Origin of the sequence: Cedecea lapagei, assembly GCF_900635955.1 — a bacterium.
GTDB classification, from domain to species: domain Bacteria; phylum Pseudomonadota; class Gammaproteobacteria; order Enterobacterales; family Enterobacteriaceae; genus Cedecea; species Cedecea lapagei.
Map to the genome: position 1 here is coordinate 596,759 of NZ_LR134201.1, position 17,972 is coordinate 614,730.

Genomic DNA, 17,972 nt, shown 5'->3' on the forward strand with positions numbered 1-17,972 from the left:
GCGGGGGTCCTGGTGGTAGCATAACACACACTATTCCTGCCAACGATGACGAATGCGCATGTCTATACAGAACGCAATGCCTGGCTACGATGCCGTAGGCCAACTTTTGAACCAACAAGGTGTGGGCCTGACGCCTGCAGAAATGCACGGCTTGATCAGCGGTATGCTGTGCGGCGGTAACAAAGACAGCAGCTGGCAAGCGCTGCTGCACGACCTGACGAATGAAGGCCTGGCTTTTAGCCAGAACCTTGCGGATCCGCTGCGCCAGATGCACGCTGCCATTGGCGACTCGCTGGAGGATGAAGGTTTCCTGTTCCAGCTTTACCTGCCGGACGGTGATGATGTCTCCGTTTTCGATCGCGCCGATGCGCTTTCCGGCTGGGTAAACCACTTCCTGCTTGGGCTTGGCGTGATGCAAAGCAAGCTTGATAAAGTCACCGGTGAAACCGGTGAAGCGATCGACGATCTGCGTAATATTGCCCAACTGGGCTATGACGAAGACGAAGACCAGGAAGAGCTGGAGATGTCGCTGGAGGAGATTATCGAGTATGTGCGTGTTGCCGCTTTGCTGTGTCACGACACCTTTACTCGCGTGGCGCCAACGGCTCCCGAGGTACAAAAACCAACGCTCCACTAACGATAAAAATGTCAGGAGGTGTGATGAATCTGCAGGAATTTCTTCGTCGCCGCCAGGCGCTGCTGGCTAAGATGGCGCCGGGCAGCGCTGCGCTTATTTTCGCGGCCCCGGAAGCGACCCGCAATGCGGATAGCGAATATCCCTATCGGCAGAGCAGCGATTTTTGGTACTTCACCGGTTTTAACGAGCCGGAAGCGGTTCTGGTGCTCATCAAAAGCGATGAGTCACACAACCACAGCGTGCTGTTCAACCGTGTGAGAGATAAGAGCGCAGAGATCTGGTTTGGCCGTCGGCTTGGACAGGAAGCTGCGCCGCAGAAGCTGGGCGTAGATCGTGCGCTGGCCTTTACGGAAATTGGCGAACAGCTGCACCTCCTGCTAAACGGCCTGGACGTGGTGTACCACGCTCAGGGCGAATACGAATACGCGGATAACATTGTCTTTGCCGCGCTGGATAAGCTGCGCCGTGGCTCGCGTCAAAATCTCTCTGCGCCTGCAACCCTGACGGACTGGCGTCCGACGGTACATGAGCTGCGCCTTTTCAAATCAGAAGAGGAGATTGCGGTTATGCGCCGCGCCGGGGAGATCACCGCGCTGGCTCATACTCGCGCGATGCAGGCCTGCCGTCCGGGAATGTTCGAGTATCAGCTCGAGGGCGAAATTCATCACGAATTTACTCGGCACGGTGCGCGCTATCCGTCTTATACCACCATTGTCGGCGGCGGTGAGAACGGCTGTATTCTGCATTACACCGAAAACGAAAGTGAACTCCGCGACGGCGATCTGGTGCTGATTGACGCCGGATGTGAGTACCAAAGCTACGCCGGAGACATCACCCGTACCTTCCCCGTAAACGGGAAATTCACCCCGGCACAGCGTGAGATTTACGATATCGTACTTGAGTCACTGGAAACTTCCCTGAAGCTCTACCGCCCGGGCACCTCCATGCAGGAAGTGACGGCGGAAGTGGTGCGCATTATGGTGAAAGGCCTGGTAAAACTGGGGATCCTTAAAGGCGACGTTGACCAGCTGATCGCCAATAATGCCCACCGCGCCTTCTTTATGCATGGCCTTAGCCACTGGCTGGGGCTGGACGTTCACGACGTCGGCGCTTATGGGCCGGACAAGTCGCGCGTGCTGGAGCCCGGCATGGTGATTACCGTTGAGCCAGGGCTTTATATCGCCCCGGATGCGGACGTGCCCGCGCAGTATCGTGGCATTGGTATCCGCATCGAAGACGATATCGTCATTACCCAGGACGGTAATGAAAACCTGACCGCCAGCGTGGTGAAATCGGCAGACGATATCGAAGCGCTGATGGCAGCGGCGCGTCAGCCATGAGCGTAATTATTGTTGGCGGTGGGATGGCTGGAGCAACGCTTGCGCTGGCCATTTCAAAACTTACCCGCGGCAAGCTGCCGGTTAGCCTGATTGAGGCCGTAGCGCCGGATTCCACTGCGCATCCGGGCTTTGATGCACGCGCCATTGCGTTAGCCAAGGGCACCTGCCAGCAGCTCGATCGAATTGGTATCTGGCCAGCCATTGCCGATCGCGCAACGGCGATTAAAACCGTGCATGTGAGCGACCGGGGGCACGCTGGTTTCGTCACTCTTGAAGCAGAAGATTATCAGATTGATGCTCTTGGGCATGTAGTGGAGCTTCATGATATCGGGCTGCGCCTGTTTAGCCTGCTGCGTAAGGCGCCGGGCGTAACGCTGCATTGTCCGCAGCGTGTAGCGTCCTTCTCCCGAAATGAGCAAAGCGTAAACGTTGTGCTGGATAACGGCGTCGAGCTGCAGGGGAACGTTCTGGTCGCGGCGGACGGTACCCGTTCTAAGCTGGCGGCGCAGTGCGGCGTGACCTTGCAGTCGCAGAGCTACCAGCAGATAGCGGTGATTGCCAACGTTATGATCTCCGAGCCCCATAACGGGCGCGCGTTTGAGCGTTTTACCGAACACGGACCCATTGCTATGCTGCCGATGTCCGACGGGCGCTGTTCGCTGGTGTGGTGTCACCCGCTGGAGGCTCGTGCAGAAGTGGAAAGCTGGAGCGAAACCGAGTTCTGCCGGCAGCTGCAGCGTGCCTTTGGCTGGCGGCTCGGGCGAATTACCCAGGCGGGCGTTCGCCATCACTATCCGCTGGCGCTGACGACGGCCTCGCAGACCGTTTCTCATCGCCTTGCGCTTGTCGGCAACGCCGCACAAACGCTGCATCCCATAGCCGGGCAGGGCTTTAACCTTGGCCTGCGTGACGTCATGTCTCTGGCCGAAGGCCTGGCAGAGGCATATGCCGCAGGGGCTGATGTCGGCAGCTTCCCGGTGCTCGCCGCCTGGCGGCAGCGTCGTGCCGCCGATAAAGCCGCGACCATCGGCGTCACCGACGGGCTGGTTCAGCTGTTTGCTAACCGCTGGGCACCGCTGGTGGTGGGCCGTAATCTTGGCCTGATGGCAATGGAACATTTCACACCGGCACGAGACGTGCTGGCTCAGCGCACCCTCGGTTGGGTCGCGCGTTAAAGGAGAGTCAATTTGCAAAGCGTAGATGTGGCGATTGTCGGCGGCGGCATGGTTGGGCTGGCGGTAGCCTGTGGGCTCCAGGGCAGCGGACTGCGCGTTGCGGTCATCGAAAACCACCTTCCTCAGCCGGTTGCGCCTGACGCCGCGCCCGAACTGCGCGTTTCGGCGATCAATGCCGCCAGTGAAAAGCTGCTGACGCATCTTGGCGCATGGCCAAAAATCAGCGAGCGCGCCAGCTGCTATCACGGGATGGAAGTGTGGGAGCGCGACAGTTTCGGGCAGATTGCTTTTGACGATAAGAGCTTCGGTTTTAGCCACCTCGGGCACATTGTCGAAAACTCGGTGATCCATCAGGCGCTATGGCAGCGTGCGGAACAGTGCAGCGACATTACCCTGATGGCGCCGGCGGAAATTAATCAGGTCGCCTGGGGCGAAAACGAAGCGTTTCTGACCCTTAAAGACGGGACGATGCTGACCGCGAGGCTGGTGGTAGGCGCGGATGGCGCAAACTCCTGGCTGCGCGGCAAAGCGGATATTCCGCTGACCTTCTGGGACTACAACCATCATGCGCTGGTGGCCACGATTCGCACTGCCGAACCGCATCAGGCCGTTGCTCGTCAGGCGTTTCACGGCGACGGTATTCTGGCGTTCCTGCCGCTGTCTGACCCGCATCTGTGCTCGATTGTCTGGTCGCTGCCGCCGGAAGAGGCGGCGCGTATGCAGCAGGCGGACGATGAGGCGTTCAATCAGGCGCTTTCCGTTGCTTTTAATATGCGTCTCGGTTTGTGCTCCGTGGAAAGTGAACGCCGCGTCTTTCCGCTGACGGGCCGCTATGCCCGCAGCTTTGCCGGTCACCGCCTGGCGCTGGTGGGCGATGCCGCCCATACCATTCATCCGCTGGCCGGGCAGGGCGTTAATCTCGGTTTTATGGATGCCGCTGAATTGATTTCTGAAATTCGCCGTCTGCACCGTGAGGGCAAGGATTTCGGGCAACATCTCTATCTGCGTCGCTATGAGCGCAGCCGTAAGCACAGTGCGGCGGTCATGCTGGCCAGTATGCAGGGGTTCCGTGACCTGTTTGCCGGCAGTAACCCGGCGAAAAAGCTGCTGCGGGATATTGGCCTTAAGCTTGCCGATACGCTGCCGGGGGTTAAGCCTCAGTTAATCCGTCAGGCGATGGGGCTGCAAGATCTGCCGTCCTGGCTGCAATAAATCTCTAAGTGATAACCCCGTCACATTTCCCTTCCCGATGACCGGGAAGGGCACCTTCTCCCTCGTTTGAAATATTCTAATCTCAGGACAAATCTCGGATTACATTTTCTAATCTTACAATTTTCGCGATGTAGTCAATTTGTTTCTGAAATGGTCGTAAATGTTAGCTAGTGCTAAATTCGACCTTAAATACCTGCTGTTAATGTGGACTGAATCGCATTTTTACAGTGAATTACTCTGCACACTTCCTCTTCCATTTTGGTCATAAGCTAATGCAATGGCCGTTTTACGCTTATGGTTTACGCCCACGTTCGGTGGTAAGTTCAGGTCAAAGGTAACGTTTGCGTCGCTATCGGGGAACGGTGGTGGTGCCGGGTTTCGTCTGACGGTTGGCAAAGCCAAATCCGCTTTGCAACCAGATGGTTAAAGAGGAAAAGATGACTCAACAGACCCCCTTATTTGAACAGCACACGCTTTGTGGCGCCCGCATGGTTGATTTCCACGGCTGGATGATGCCGCTGCACTACGGCTCACAAATTGATGAACACCACGCGGTACGCACCGACGCCGGTATGTTCGACGTTTCCCACATGACCATTGTCGACCTGCAAGGCAGCCGTACCCGTGAATTCCTGCGTTATTTAGTCGCCAACGACGTCGCCAAACTGACTCAGCCTGGCAAAGCGCTTTACACCGCCATGCTCAATGCCTCCGGCGGCGTAATTGATGACCTGATTATCTACTTCTTCAGCGAAGAGAACTTCCGCCTCGTTGTGAACTCTGCCACCCGTGAAAAAGACCTTGCCTGGATTAACGAGCAGGCAAAACCGTATGGCGTGTCCGTCACCGTACGTGATGACCTGTCGCTGATTGCCGTTCAGGGCCCGAACGCGAAGGAGAAAGCCGCCACGCTGTTTAGCGAAGAGCAGCGTAAAGCCGTCGAAGGCATGAAGCCGTTCTTTGGCGTGCAGTCCGGCGACCTGTTTATCGCCACGACCGGCTACACCGGCGAAGCTGGCTATGAGATTGCGATGCCTAACGAAAAGGCTGCGGAGTTCTGGGCGCAGCTGGTTGAAGCAGGCGTTAAGCCTTGCGGCCTGGGCGCTCGCGATACGCTGCGTCTGGAAGCCGGGATGAATCTCTACGGCCAGGACATGGACGAGGGGGTTTCTCCGCTGGCCGCCAATATGGGCTGGACCATCGCCTGGCAGCCGGAAGATCGTGATTTTATCGGCCGTGAAGCGCTTGAAGCGCAGCGCGCCAGCGGTACCGAGCAGCTGGTTGGCTTGATCATGACCGAAAAAGGCGTATTACGTAATGAGCTGCCGGTACGGTTTACCGACGCGCAGGGCAATATTCATGAAGGTGCAATCACCAGCGGCACTTTCTCGCCTACGCTCGGTTACAGCATTGCGCTGGCCCGCGTGCCGGCTGGCATCGGTGAAACGGCGATTGTGCAGATCCGCAACCGTGAAATGCCTGTCAAAGTTACCAAACCTATTTTTGTTCGCGCCGGGAAGCCGGTTGCGCTTTAAATTTTGAAATCAGGTATCAGGAGAAAACAATGAGCAATGTGCCTAACGAACTGAAATACAGCAAAGAGCACGAATGGCTGCGTAAAGAAGCCGACGGGAGCTACACCGTTGGGATCACTGAACATGCACAGGAACTGCTGGGCGATATGGTGTTTGTTGACCTGCCTGAAGTGGGCGCTACCGTCTCTGCCGGTGATGACTGCGCCGTTGCCGAATCCGTTAAGGCAGCTTCTGACATCTACGCGCCAATCAGCGGTGAAATCGTGGCGGTTAACGACGCGCTGAGCGACAGCCCGGAGCTGGTTAACAGCGAGCCTTACGGCGAAGGCTGGATCTTCAAAATCAAGGCCAGCGACGAAGCTCAAATTGCCGCGCTGCTGGATGCTTCTGCTTATGAAGCGCTGTTAGAAGACGAGTAATTTTTAAACCCCTCTCCTTGTGGAGAGGGGAAAACATTTCAGGAATCACCGCTCATGACCCAGTCTTTACGTCAGTTAGAGAATCACGAAGCGTTTATCGACCGTCACATTGGCCCGAACGCGCAGCAGCAGCAAGAGATGCTGGATACCGTCGGCGCGAAGACGCTCAACGACCTGATTACCAGCATTGTGCCGCAGGACATTCAGCTTGCTGAACCGCCTCAGATTGGCGCCGCTGCGACCGAGTTTGCCGCGCTGGCCGAATTAAAAGCCATCGCCAGCCGCAATAAACGCTTCAAAACTTACATTGGCATGGGCTATACCGCGGTACAAACGCCGCCGGTGATTCTGCGTAATATGCTGGAAAACCCAGGCTGGTACACCGCTTATACGCCTTACCAGCCGGAAGTTTCCCAGGGCCGTCTTGAAGCGCTGCTGAACTTCCAGCAGGTCACGCTCGACCTGACCGGCATGGATATCGCTTCGGCTTCTCTGCTTGACGAAGCCACCGCGGCGGCAGAAGCCATGGCGATGGCTAAGCGCGTCAGCAAGCTGAAAAACGCTAACCGCTTCTTCGTGGCATCCGACGTTCACCCGCAAACGCTGGACGTTGTGCGTACCCGCGCGGAAACCTTCGGTTTTGACGTCATCGTCGATGATGCAGCAAAAGTGCTGGATCACCAGGACGTGTTTGGCGTGCTGCTGCAGCAGGTTGGCACTACCGGCGAAGTCCATGATTATGGCGCGCTGATTGCCGAGCTGAAGCAGCGTAAAGTTGTCGTGAGCGTTGCCGCAGATTTTATGACGCTGGTAATGCTGACTGCGCCGGGTAAACAGGGCGCGGATATTGTGTTCGGCTCTGCCCAGCGCTTTGGTGTGCCAATGGGCTACGGCGGCCCGCATGCGGCGTTCTTCGGCGCCCGTGACGAATTTAAACGCTCCATGCCGGGGCGTATTATCGGCGTCTCTCGCGATGCCGCTGGCCGTACTGCTCTGCGCATGGCGATGCAAACCCGCGAGCAGCACATCCGCCGTGAGAAAGCGAACTCCAACATCTGTACCTCTCAGGTTCTGTTGGCGAACATTGCCAGCCTGTATGCCGTCTTCCACGGCCCTGCAGGCCTGAAGCGCATTGCCGGCCGCATTCATCGCCTGGCCGACATTCTGGCAGCAGGCCTGCAGCAGAAAGGCCTGGCGCTGCGCCACAAGCACTGGTTCGATACTCTTTGTGTTGAAGTGGCTGATAAAGCCGCCGTGCTGGCTCGTGCCGAAGCGCGTGAAATCAACCTTCGTAGCGACATCCTCAACGCGGTAGGCATCACGCTTGATGAAGCCACCACTCGTGAAGACGTTGTTGCCCTGTTCGACGTGCTGCTGGGCGATGCCCACGGCCTGGATATCGACAAACTGGATCGCGATGTCGCTAACGACAGCAAGTCGATTCCGGCAGCGATGCTGCGCGACGACGAGATCCTGACTCATCCGGTCTTTAACCGCTACCACAGCGAAACCGAGATGATGCGCTACATGCACTCCCTGGAGCGTAAAGATCTGGCGCTCAACCAGGCGATGATCCCGCTCGGCTCCTGCACCATGAAGCTGAACGCCGCCGCCGAGATGATCCCGATCACCTGGCCGGAATTCGCTGAACTGCATCCGTTCTGCCCGGCAAACCAGGCTGAAGGCTACCACCAGATGATCGCCCAATTGTCAGACTGGCTGGTGAAACTGACGGGTTATGACGCGCTTTGCATGCAGCCGAACTCCGGCGCGCAGGGCGAATATGCCGGCCTGCTGGCTATCCGCCGCTATCACGAAAGCCGCAACGAGGGCAGCCGTAACATCTGCCTGATCCCAAGTTCCGCGCACGGCACTAACCCGGCTTCCGCACAAATGGCCGGCATGGAAGTTATCGTTGTGGCCTGCGATAAACAAGGCAACATCGATCTGCAGGATCTGCGCGCGAAAGCCGAACAGGCTGGCGAGGCGCTCTCCTGCATCATGGTGACCTACCCGTCTACCCACGGCGTGTATGAAGAAACGATCCGTGAAGTCTGCCAGATCGTTCATCAGTTCGGCGGTCAGGTTTACCTGGACGGCGCGAACATGAACGCTCAGGTGGGGATCACTACGCCGGGCTACATCGGCGCGGACGTTTCGCACCTTAACCTGCACAAAACCTTCTGCATTCCGCACGGCGGCGGCGGTCCTGGTATGGGCCCCATCGGCGTGAAAGCTCACCTGGCTCCGTTTGTTCCGGGCCACAGCGTGGTGCAGATTGAAGAGATGCTGACCCAGCAGGGCGCGGTTTCCGCAGCGCCGTTCGGCAGCGCCTCCATCCTGCCAATCAGCTGGATGTATATCCGCATGATGGGTGCCGAAGGTCTGAAGAAAGCGAGCTCGGTGGCTATTCTTAACGCCAACTACATTGCGACCCGCCTCAAGTCCGCTTTCCCGGTGCTGTATACCGGCGCGAACGGCCGCGTGGCTCACGAATGTATTCTGGATATTCGTCCGCTGAAGGAAGAGACCGGCATCAGCGAGCTGGACATCGCCAAGCGTCTGATTGACTTCGGCTTCCATGCGCCAACCATGTCGTTCCCGGTTGCCGGCACGCTGATGGTTGAGCCGACCGAATCCGAGAGCAAAGCGGAGCTGGATCGTTTTATCGGCGCGATGTTGTCTATTCGCAGTGAAATTGACCGCGTGGTGGCAGGTGAATGGACGCTGGAAGACAACCCGCTGGTGAACGCGCCGCACACTCAGGACGAAATCGTTGCCGAGTGGGCGCACCCGTACACCCGTGAACTGGCGGTCTTCCCGGCAGGCCATGGCAACAAATACTGGCCGACAGTTAAACGCCTCGACGACGTATACGGCGACCGTAATCTGTTCTGTTCCTGCGTGCCGATGAGCGAATACGAATAGTTTTAGTACATGAATTAAGGGCACTTCGGTGCCCTTTTGTGTTTCTGAAGGAGGTCAAATGGGCGTAGCTTTAGTCACCGGCGGCAGCCGTGGGATTGGGAAAGCCACGTCGCTTTTACTGGCGCAGCATGGCTATAAAGTGGTGGTTAACTACTTCCGCAACAAACAGGCCGCAGAGGAAGTGGTTAATAAGATTGTTGCCAACGGCGGTGAAGCGTTGGCGCTGCGGGCAGATATTGCCGATGAGCTTCAGGTGATGGCGATGTTCGCCGAAATCGATAACGCCTTTGGGCCGCTTACCGCGCTGGTGAACAATGCCGGGATCCTGTTTCAGCAATCAACGATTGAAAATCTGACGGCAGACCGTATCAACCGCGTGCTGGCGACTAACGTCACCGGGTATTTTCTTTGCTGCCGGGAAGCGGTAAAGCGCATGGCGTACCGTCACGGTGGAGAAGGCGGGGCGATTGTTAACGTTTCATCTGCGGCGGCCAGGCTAGGGTCGGCGGGGGAATATGTTGACTATGCGGCCTCAAAAGGGGCGGTCGACACGTTAACGACCGGGCTGGCGGTGGAGGTTGCCGCGCAGGGCATTCGCGTAAACGGCGTGCGGCCAGGCTTTATCTATACCGAAATGCACGCATCCGGCGGTGAAGCCGGACGAGTTGATCGGGTGAAAACGGCGTTACCGATGCAGCGCGGAGGCCAGCCGGAAGAGATAGCTGAAGCCATATTTTGGCTGCTGAGCGAGAAGGCTTCTTACGTAACCGGCACCTTTATTGATGCGGCCGGTGGGAAATAAGGTCGCTACGCCAGAAGAGGGTGAGACTGGCGTAGCGTAAGGCTTATTGCTTGCTCATGCTATCTTTAGCCATGCCGTCTTTGGACATGCTGTCTTTACCCATATGATCTTTGCTCATAGCGTCTTTCTTCATCCCCTCTTTGGACATGCAGTCTTTTTTCATGCCGTCCTTTTTCATGTCGTCTTTACAGGTGTGGGTCATTTTGCCCATGCCATCTTTGGCCATGGAATCTTTGCTCATCGAGTCCGCAGCGTTCGCGCCGGCAATCCCGAACAGCATGGTGGAGCACAGCAGGGCAGCGTAGATCTTTTTCATTTTTTGATTCCTTACGTTCACAGTGAGATACAGAGAATTAACTACCGCCGAACCAGTTATAGCCCTGGTCTTCCCAGTAGCCGCCGGGGTAGCGATTGGTGACTTCAATGACCTGAATATGCTTCGGGTTCTTGTAGCCGAGTTTGGTTGGGATGCGCAGTTTCATCGGATAGCCGTATTTGCGCGGCAGCACTTTGCCATCCCAGGTTAAAGCAATAAGGGTTTGCGGATGCAGCGCAGTGGCCATATCGATGCTGGTGTAGTAGTCATCCGCACATTTAAAACTGACGTATTTGGCTCGCAGATCCGCACCGATGCCTTTCAGGAACAGGGCAAAAGGCACGCCGCCCCATTTGCCGATGGCGCTCCAGCCTTCGACGCAGATATGGCGAGTGACCTGGCTGACCTGCGCCATCTGATGAAGCTGCGCCAGCGTCCACGGGCGCTTGTCGGTAATCAGCCCGGCAAGCTCAAGGCGATAGCTGTCGCCGTTGATATCGGGTGCTTCGTCCTCGCCGTAGAAGGCGTTAAACGGGAAGTTAGCGTCGATCATGCTTTCCGGGTAAACAGGGGCCAGCTGGCTGCCGTTAAACAGCCAGGCCTGGATGCGATCGTTAAAACGTGAAATCTTGCCCAGCGAGCTTTCTACCGTCGCGCTATCGCTGATATCGCAGCCGGTTAACATCGCGATACCACCGAGCGTCAAACCCTGCTTTAAAAAGCGGCGGCGACCTTCCTGAGTCAGCTGCTTATTAATCAGCTGCGTCGCTTCTTTGATAATCTCGTTTTTATCGCTCATGTTTTTTCCTTAGCGGCCACGGAGCATGGCGAGCAACGTGCGTGGCACCAGCGCCACCATCAGCAGATGAACCACCACGAATCCGACCATCGCGGACATGGCGTAAAAATGGATAAATCTGGCCGTGTCATAGCCGCCGAGCAGCTCCCTTAACAGGGCAAACTGCACGGACTTCCACACCACCAGGCCGGAAGCAGCCAGCAGTACGCTGTCGGCGATAACGAATAAATAGGCGGCCTTTTGCACCATGTTGTAATGGCTGAGATCGGCGTGGGCTAATTTTCCCCGCAGCGCCGCGAGGGCATCCTGGAAGAATTCACGTGGCGATAAGGGCCAGTATTTCTGCTTAAAGCGGCCGCTCAAGAGATTACACAGCAGGTAAATCACGCCGTTAGCCGCGAACAGCCACATCCCGGCGAAGTGCCACTGCAGCGCGCCGCCCAGCCAGCCGCCCAGCGTCAGCTCATTGGCAAACTGAAAATCAAACAACGGAGAGGCGTTATAAATGCGCCAGCCGCTGGTGACCATAATCAGCATCGCCAGCGCATTCAGCCAGTGGCAAAGCCTTAGCCATAAAGGGTGAATGAGCGTTGGGGCGGTATGCAGCGTTGAGCTTTCCATCGTCCGGCTTCCTCGTGATTCGATGAAGCGAGTATCGGCCGGATTTGTTCCCGATAGCCTCACGCAAAGTTAAATTAAATGTGACAACTTAACCGACGCGAGTTGTGTAAACTTTGGCTAGGCCAGGCGTGTGGGGAAAGACAAAGTGAATCAGGCAAAAAAAATCTTAATCGTGGAAGACGACGAGAATATCGCCGAGCTTTTGCAGCTCCATTTGCGGGAGGAGGGCTTTGAAATTGTTCATGCCGCCGACGGCAATGTCGGGCTGGAACAGCTGCGGCAGGGCGGCTGGGATGCGCTGATCCTCGATTTAATGCTGCCCGGCGTCGATGGCCTGGAGATATGCCGCTTTGCCAGAAGTATGACGCGCTATACACCGATTATCATGATCAGCGCCCGCTCCAGCGAAACGCACCGCGTGCTGGGGCTGGAGCTGGGGGCGGACGACTATTTGGCTAAACCGTTTTCGATGCTTGAGCTGGTTGCCCGCGTTAAGGCGCTGTTCCGCCGCCAGGAGGCTATGAGCCAGAACTTACGCATTGATGCCGGAACCCTGACCTTTGGCCCGCTTTCAATTGACCCGCTTGCCAGAGACGTTCGCCTGAACCAGCTGCCGGTGGAGCTAACCCCGCGTGAGTTCGACCTGCTCTATTTCTTTGCCCGTAATCCGGACAAAGTCTTTTCGCGGCTGAACCTGCTCAACCAGGTTTGGGGCTACCAGCACGAAGGCTACGAGCATACCGTTAACACCCATATCAACCGCCTGCGAATTAAGATTGAAGATAACCCTGCGGAGCCGAATTTCATCCGCACCGTGTGGGGTAAAGGCTACAAATTTACCGCCCAGATACGTGAGTAACCCTATGCGAATCCTTACGCTCTCCCGGCGCCTGACGCTGGTTTTTGCCGTGTTGCTGCTGACCGCCTGCGCATTTTTGGGCTGGCTGCAGGTTCGCACCAGCACGCAGTACAGCCAGGCCGTTATCCAGCAGCTTTCCGGTGACCTGGCGCAGCACATTAACCAAAGCTATCCGCTGCTCGGGCAGGACGGTCTGAACAAGGACTCGGTGCGCACGTTGTTCGATCACCTGATGGCGGTGAATCCCAGCGTGGAAGTTTACCTGCTGGACAAACAAGGCAATATCATCGGCGATGCGGCACCGGATGGACATATAAAGCGCCACCGGGTCGATCTCGCACCGCTTCAGGCCGCGCTAAACGGGGGCAAATTCCCGCTTTACGGCGATGACCCGCGCAGCCTCGAAGGACAAAAGGTATTTAGCGTTGCGCCGATGCTGCGTGACGGCAAGCTGGAAGGCTATCTCTACGTTGTACTGCTGGGGGAAACCTACAATCAGCTCGCCAACAGCGCCCAGTTTGATGCCGTCCTTAAGCTCAGCCTGCTGCTGTTAAGCCTGGTCTGCGTGCTTGGGCTGGTGGTTGGCGGCCTGGCGTTTCGCTGGATCACCCGCCCTCTGCGTGAACTTTCTCAGCACGTGAAGGCCCTGGAAGCGGGCGGTATGGCTGAAATGCAGGCGATGGCGGCGCTCCCGCAAAATCCACAGCAAGACGGGGATGAGCTTGCCCAACTTCGTCACGGGGTGATTGCCATGGCGGGGCGAATCTCCGAACAGTGGCACAGCCTGACGCAGCAGGATCAGCTGCGCCGAGAGTTTATCGCCAATATTTCCCATGACCTGCGAACTCCGCTGACGTCTCTGCATGGCTATCTTGAGAGCCTGTCGGTCATGTCGGCGACCCTGAGCGAAGCCGATAAAAAGCGTTATCTGGATATTGCCCTCGCGCAAAGCCAGAAGGTGGGGGCGCTGGCGCAGTCGCTGTTTGAGCTGGCCCGCCTGGAATATGGCGTGGTGAAGCCGCACAAGGAGAGTTTCTCTATCAGCGAACTGCTGCAGGATGTTTTCCAGAAGTTTGAGCTGCCGGCGCAGACTCGCCAGCTTGAGCTTTTGGCTGACATTCAGCCTGGATTGCCGCTGATTGAAGCCGACGTCAGTATGATTGAGCGTGTGCTGACTAATCTACTGGACAACGCGATTCGCCATACGCCGGACAAAGGCGTGATTTCGGTACGTTTGTGGAAGGATCTGGATAAAGTGATGGTGCAGGTCAGCGACAGTGGCCCTGGCATTCCGCAGGAGCTAAAAGAGGGTCTGTTTGTACGGCCTTCGATTGTGCATCAATCCCGGCTCAGGGTGGGCGGGCTTGGCCTGATGATCGTCCGCCAGATGCTGCAGCTGCACGGCAGCGATATTTCGCTGGTCGACCTGCCGCAGCGCGGGGCCTGCTTCCGCTTTGGCCTGCCGGTTTAAGTAAAAAGGGGCGCTTAGCGCCCCCATTTTTAGAGATTCTCGCCGTTGCTGGCAATGACTTCTTTGTACCAGTTAAAGCTCTTCTTGCGGGAGCGCGACATATCGCCGGTGCCGTCATCGTGTTTATTCACGTAGATAAAGCCGTAGCGCTTGCTGTACTGGCCGGTGGTAAACGACACGCAGTCGATGCAGCCCCACGGCGTATAGCCCATCAGATCCACGCCGTCGTAAGTCACGGCTTTTTTCAGCTCTTCAACGTGAGCTCGCAGGTAGTCAATGCGGTAGTCATCGTTGATTGAGCCATCTGCCTCCACTTTGTCGTAGGCGCCGAAGCCGTTCTCCACGATGAACAGCGGTTTCTGGTAACGCTCGTACAGCTCGCACAGCGCATAGCGCAGGCCAACTGGGTCAATCTGCCAGCCCCAGTCGGAGGCTTTAACGTGCGGGTTCGGTACGCTGCCCTGGAAGCCTGAAAGCGCATCGCCGCTGCCGCCTTCGGCCTGAACGGCGTTGGTCATGTAATAGCTGAAGCCGAGGTAATCGCAGACGCCTTCGCGCAGGATCTCCTCGTCACCCGCTTCCATTTTGATGTTGAACTCGCGACGTTCCCACTCGTTCAGCACGTAAGACGGGTAATAGCCGCGCAGCTGAACGTCGGTAAACACGTAACGTTCGCGCATCGACTCCTGGGCATACATCTGGTCTTCTGGCTTACAGGAGAAGGCATAAAGCGGCACCATCGCCAGCATGCAGCCAATCTGCATCTTCGGGTTGATGCGATGGCCGATTTTAACCGCCATGGCGCTCGCCACAAACTGATGGTGCAGCACCTGGTACATCACCTCTTCCGGGTTGTCGTGTTCGGTGTAAACCACGCCGGAGCAGCAGTAGCCGAACAGCGGCGCGCGCCAGTTGCGCTGGTTGTTGATTTCGTTAAACGTCATCCAGTACTTCACTTTGCTCTTGTAGCGCTCGAACACGACCTCGGCGAAACGGACAAAGAAATCGACCACTTTACGGCTGGTCCAGCCGCCGTATTCGGTCACCAGATGGTGCGGCATTTCGAAGTGGGAGAGGGTGATAACCGGCTCGATGTTGTACTTCAGCAGCTCATCGAACATGTCGTCGTAGAACTTCAGGCCGGCTTCATTAGGCTGCAGCTCGTCGCCGTTGGGGAAAATACGGGTCCAGGCGATGGATGTTCTAAAGCATTTGAAGCCCATTTCGGCGAACAGCTTGATGTCTTCTTTGTAGCGGCCGTGAAAATCAATCGCTTCATGGTTTGGATAGTATTTACCGGGCTCAACCCGCTGAGTTATCTCGCGCGGTACGCCGTGGGCGCCGCCGGTCAGGACGTCACAAATGCTGGGGCCTTTGCCTTCTTTGTTCCAGCCGCCTTCAACCTGGTGAGCGGCAACCGCGCCGCCCCATAAAAAGTCCTTCGGTAACTTCAATTTTTTCATATTATTTCATCTCATCGTTAGCGCAGGAAATATTGTGCTGTAGCTCACATTGTCGCGCTGAAAAAATTATTTCTGCTTTGGAGTCTAACAAATGAAATGGGATTGTCACGATATAACAAATCAGCTGAATTGTGATATGTCACAAATGAAAAACAGGGTGTTTTTTTATAGCATTCTTTTTGCCAGGCGACGGCCAATAGTTTCGAGAATATAAATAACAGGAATTTGTGTGGTGATGTCATAAACTCCGGCAATCCGTACCGGCGGAATATGCCAGGAAATATTAAAGTCGGCTAATTTCGCCAGCGATGAATTCTCGTGGCTGGTGATGGACATCACCTTGCAGTGGTGCAGGCTGAACTGGCTGGCAAAGCGCAGAATTTCTTCGGTTTCACCGGAAACCGAAAGCACAATCGCCAGCGCGTTACGTGCCATATCATTGGTGACCGGAAAATAAGGGTCATCTATATGGTTGCTGAATTTACCGACGTTTGAGAAAAAACGTGCGCCATATTTGGCTAATGCACCCGATGTTCCCGCGCCGACGAAAATAATGCGTTCGGAGGAACAGATAATATCTACGGCATGGTCGATAAGGCTATCGAATTCTTCATTGTTGGTGCTTTTGAAAAAACTAATAATCTCGCTGCTGCCAAAATTAGCCGGCTGCGTTTCCGTTTGCTCCAGAAATAATTTAAAGCGAACGCGAAACTCAGAATACCCCTCGCAGCTGAGCTTGCGGCAAAAACGCAGCACGGTGGTGGTGGAGACGCCTGCGGCATCCGCCAGCTCGCGGATGGTCATGTACATGACTTTGTCTTTGTTTTTAATGACAAAGTTGTAGACCATCATTTCCAGACCGTTCAGCCTGGCGATTGCCGCGTGGGTAAACATACTTTCTCTTCCTGCTGAATCGACTCTTGCTAACGGCCAGGGCTAACGCAGCCAGCCTTTCTCTTGCGCCAGATACAATTGGCGCTCGACATGTTGCCATAATTCCGGCCAGCTTTCTCCCACCTGTGCGTTGCGGGTTAAGACCTGCTGCAGGGAAATATTGTTCTCTCGCCAGCTTTGACCTTCGTTATGCAGATTGAGCAGAACAGGCAAAATACGATCCAGCGCGCCGGCAAAACGAGCATCGGGGCTGCTGCCTGATTCATATTCCTCCCACAGCGCCAGGAACTGTGGACCTTGCGGTGCTGGCAATAAACCAAACAGGCGGCGTGCGGCCGCGGCTTCTTTGTCGGCAATGGCTTCGCGGGCGGCAATGTCGTAAACCAGCACATCGCCAACGTCGATCTCCACGATGTCGTGAAGCAGCGCCATCTGGACAACCCGCTGGATGTTCACATCCTCTCTGGCCCAAGGGGCCAGGCTCATGGCTGCCACGGCGAAATGCCAGCTGTGCTCCGCGGAGTTTTCATGCCGTTCGTGGCCGATGATTTTTGTCCGGCGTTGAACCAACTTCAGCTTATCAATCTCCATCAGGAAATGGATAACTTCGCTCATTTCGCCAAATGCTTGTTGCATCGTGTTTTTTCCCCTGGGTGTTTCGCTCTCTTTTGATTGTAAAAGAAATCCTCCAGGCTGAGGAAGGGCGTCTTCACAGTCGCTCAGATATTTATTTTAGCTTACATGTGTTCACTGGAATCATTCTCAGTTAGGCTGGTATCGCTGCGTTATTCTTCTTTATTTTCGGGAGGAGCCAGATGGCTCGTAAACCACTTATCGCACATGGATATTCTCTGGCTGAGGAAGTAGCCAACAGCATCAGCCACGGCATTGGGCTGGTGTTCGGCATTGTTGGACTCGTGCTGCTGCTGGTACAGGCGGTTGACGCCAACGCCAGCGCAACGGCAATTACCAGCTACAGCCTTTACGGCGGCAGCATGATCCTGCTGTTTCTGGCCTCAACGCTTTACCACGCGATCCCGCACGAACGGGCTAAGCGGTGGCTTAAAAAATTCGACCACTGCGCTATCTACCTGCTGATTGCCGGAACCTACACGCCTTTTCTGCTGGTGGGGCTCAACTCGCCGCTGTCAAAAGGGCTGATGATTGTTATCTGGAGCCTGGCGCTGGCCGGGATCCTGTTTAAGCTTACCATCGCACACCGGTTTAAGGTGCTGTCGCTGGTGACCTATCTGCTGATGGGCTGGCTGTCGCTGGTGGTTATCTATCAGATGGTGATCAAGCTGGCGCCGGGCAGCGTCACGCTGCTGGCGATTGGCGGGATTGTTTACTCGCTAGGGGTGATTTTCTACGTCTGCAAACGCATCCCCTACAACCATGCCATCTGGCACGGATTTGTGCTGGGCGGCAGCGTTTGCCACTTCCTCGCGATTTATCTCTATATCCGCTAGAACGGCTGAGCCGCTAAAATATTGAGCCCCCG

General features: G+C 56.1%; 17 protein-coding genes. 11 read left to right on the top strand and 6 right to left on the bottom strand.

Annotated elements, in window-relative coordinates; genetic code table 11:
- Positions 1–58: 58 nt before the first annotated feature.
- The 8 genes from EL098_RS03060 to EL098_RS03095 all read left to right on the top strand — a co-directional run bounded on the left by EL098_RS03060 (position 59) and on the right by EL098_RS03095 (position 10,048).
- A complete protein-coding gene (locus EL098_RS03060) occupies positions 59–637 on the top strand; it encodes a YecA/YgfB family protein (protein WP_164716766.1) in 579 nt (192 codons plus the stop codon).
- Positions 638–660: 23 nt separating this feature from the next.
- Positions 661–1,977, top strand: a complete 1,317-nt coding sequence (gene pepP / locus EL098_RS03065) for a Xaa-Pro aminopeptidase (RefSeq protein ID WP_126354663.1) — start codon at positions 661–663, stop codon at positions 1,975–1,977.
- Entirely contained in the window at positions 1,974–3,152 is a 1,179-nt protein-coding gene (ubiH, locus tag EL098_RS03070; RefSeq protein WP_126354665.1) for a 2-octaprenyl-6-methoxyphenyl hydroxylase, read from the top strand. Before pepP ends, ubiH begins: the two co-directional genes overlap by 4 nt.
- Before the next feature lie 12 nt (positions 3,153–3,164).
- Positions 3,165–4,364 (top strand): FAD-dependent 2-octaprenylphenol hydroxylase, encoded by a 1,200-nt coding sequence (gene ubiI, locus EL098_RS03075; RefSeq protein ID WP_126354667.1) that lies wholly within the window; start codon positions 3,165–3,167, stop codon positions 4,362–4,364.
- Between the two features lie 437 nt (positions 4,365–4,801).
- The gene (gene gcvT / locus EL098_RS03080; protein ID WP_126354669.1) at positions 4,802–5,899 is read left to right on the top strand and encodes a glycine cleavage system aminomethyltransferase GcvT; all 1,098 of its coding nucleotides are present in this window, start codon (positions 4,802–4,804) and stop codon (positions 5,897–5,899) included.
- Positions 5,900–5,928: 29 nt separating this feature from the next.
- Positions 5,929–6,318, top strand: coding sequence for a glycine cleavage system protein GcvH (gcvH, locus tag EL098_RS03085; protein WP_126354671.1), 390 nt, complete (start codon positions 5,929–5,931; stop codon positions 6,316–6,318).
- Positions 6,319–6,372: 54 nt separating this feature from the next.
- The gene (gcvP, locus tag EL098_RS03090) at positions 6,373–9,246 is read left to right on the top strand and encodes an aminomethyl-transferring glycine dehydrogenase (protein WP_126354673.1); all 2,874 of its coding nucleotides are present in this window, start codon (positions 6,373–6,375) and stop codon (positions 9,244–9,246) included.
- 58 nt (positions 9,247–9,304) lie between these two features.
- Positions 9,305–10,048, top strand: coding sequence for an SDR family oxidoreductase (locus EL098_RS03095; RefSeq protein ID WP_126354674.1), 744 nt, complete (start codon positions 9,305–9,307; stop codon positions 10,046–10,048).
- Between the two features lie 43 nt (positions 10,049–10,091).
- Here the strand turns inward: EL098_RS03095 and EL098_RS03100 are convergent, their stop codons facing one another.
- The 3 genes from EL098_RS03100 to EL098_RS03110 are packed head-to-tail and all read right to left on the bottom strand — an operon-like array spanning position 10,092 to position 11,784.
- Positions 10,092–10,364: a pentapeptide MXKDX repeat protein gene (locus tag EL098_RS03100; RefSeq protein WP_126354676.1), complete on the bottom strand. Its 273-nt coding sequence runs from the start codon at positions 10,362–10,364 to the stop codon at positions 10,092–10,094.
- Positions 10,365–10,401: 37 nt separating this feature from the next.
- Positions 10,402–11,163 carry a molybdopterin-dependent oxidoreductase gene (locus EL098_RS03105; RefSeq protein ID WP_126354678.1) on the bottom strand — a complete coding sequence of 254 codons (762 nt, stop codon included), beginning with the start codon at positions 11,161–11,163 and terminating at the stop codon, positions 10,402–10,404.
- Positions 11,164–11,172: 9 nt separating this feature from the next.
- Complete coding sequence (locus EL098_RS03110; RefSeq protein WP_126354680.1) at positions 11,173–11,784, bottom strand: cytochrome b/b6 domain-containing protein; 612 nt, start codon at positions 11,782–11,784, stop codon at positions 11,173–11,175.
- A gap of 145 nt (positions 11,785–11,929) precedes the next feature.
- On the opposite strand from EL098_RS03110, the gene EL098_RS03115 reads away from it, so the two are divergent.
- Both EL098_RS03115 and EL098_RS03120 read left to right on the top strand, forming a co-directional pair.
- Positions 11,930–12,643: a response regulator transcription factor gene (locus EL098_RS03115; RefSeq protein WP_126354681.1), complete on the top strand. Its 714-nt coding sequence runs from the start codon at positions 11,930–11,932 to the stop codon at positions 12,641–12,643.
- A 4-nt stretch (positions 12,644–12,647) separates the two neighbouring features.
- Positions 12,648–14,114 carry a sensor histidine kinase gene (locus EL098_RS03120; protein WP_126354683.1) on the top strand — a complete coding sequence of 489 codons (1,467 nt, stop codon included), beginning with the start codon at positions 12,648–12,650 and terminating at the stop codon, positions 14,112–14,114.
- A gap of 29 nt (positions 14,115–14,143) precedes the next feature.
- Here the strand turns inward: EL098_RS03120 and EL098_RS03125 are convergent, their stop codons facing one another.
- The 3 genes from EL098_RS03125 to EL098_RS03135 all read right to left on the bottom strand — a co-directional run bounded on the left by EL098_RS03125 (position 14,144) and on the right by EL098_RS03135 (position 17,107).
- Positions 14,144–15,577: a 6-phospho-beta-glucosidase gene (locus EL098_RS03125; protein ID WP_126354685.1), complete on the bottom strand. Its 1,434-nt coding sequence runs from the start codon at positions 15,575–15,577 to the stop codon at positions 14,144–14,146.
- Between the two features lie 165 nt (positions 15,578–15,742).
- A complete protein-coding gene (locus EL098_RS03130; RefSeq protein WP_126354687.1) occupies positions 15,743–16,471 on the bottom strand; it encodes a MurR/RpiR family transcriptional regulator in 729 nt (242 codons plus the stop codon).
- Between the two features lie 42 nt (positions 16,472–16,513).
- Entirely contained in the window at positions 16,514–17,107 is a 594-nt protein-coding gene (locus tag EL098_RS03135; protein ID WP_126354689.1) for an HD domain-containing protein, read from the bottom strand.
- A 179-nt stretch (positions 17,108–17,286) separates the two neighbouring features.
- Here EL098_RS03135 and trhA point away from each other — a divergent pair, with 179 nt between their 5' ends.
- On the top strand, positions 17,287–17,940 hold the full coding sequence (gene trhA / locus EL098_RS03140; RefSeq protein WP_126354691.1) for a PAQR family membrane homeostasis protein TrhA: 654 nt from the start codon (positions 17,287–17,289) through the stop codon (positions 17,938–17,940).
- Positions 17,941–17,972: the final 32 nt, after the last annotated feature.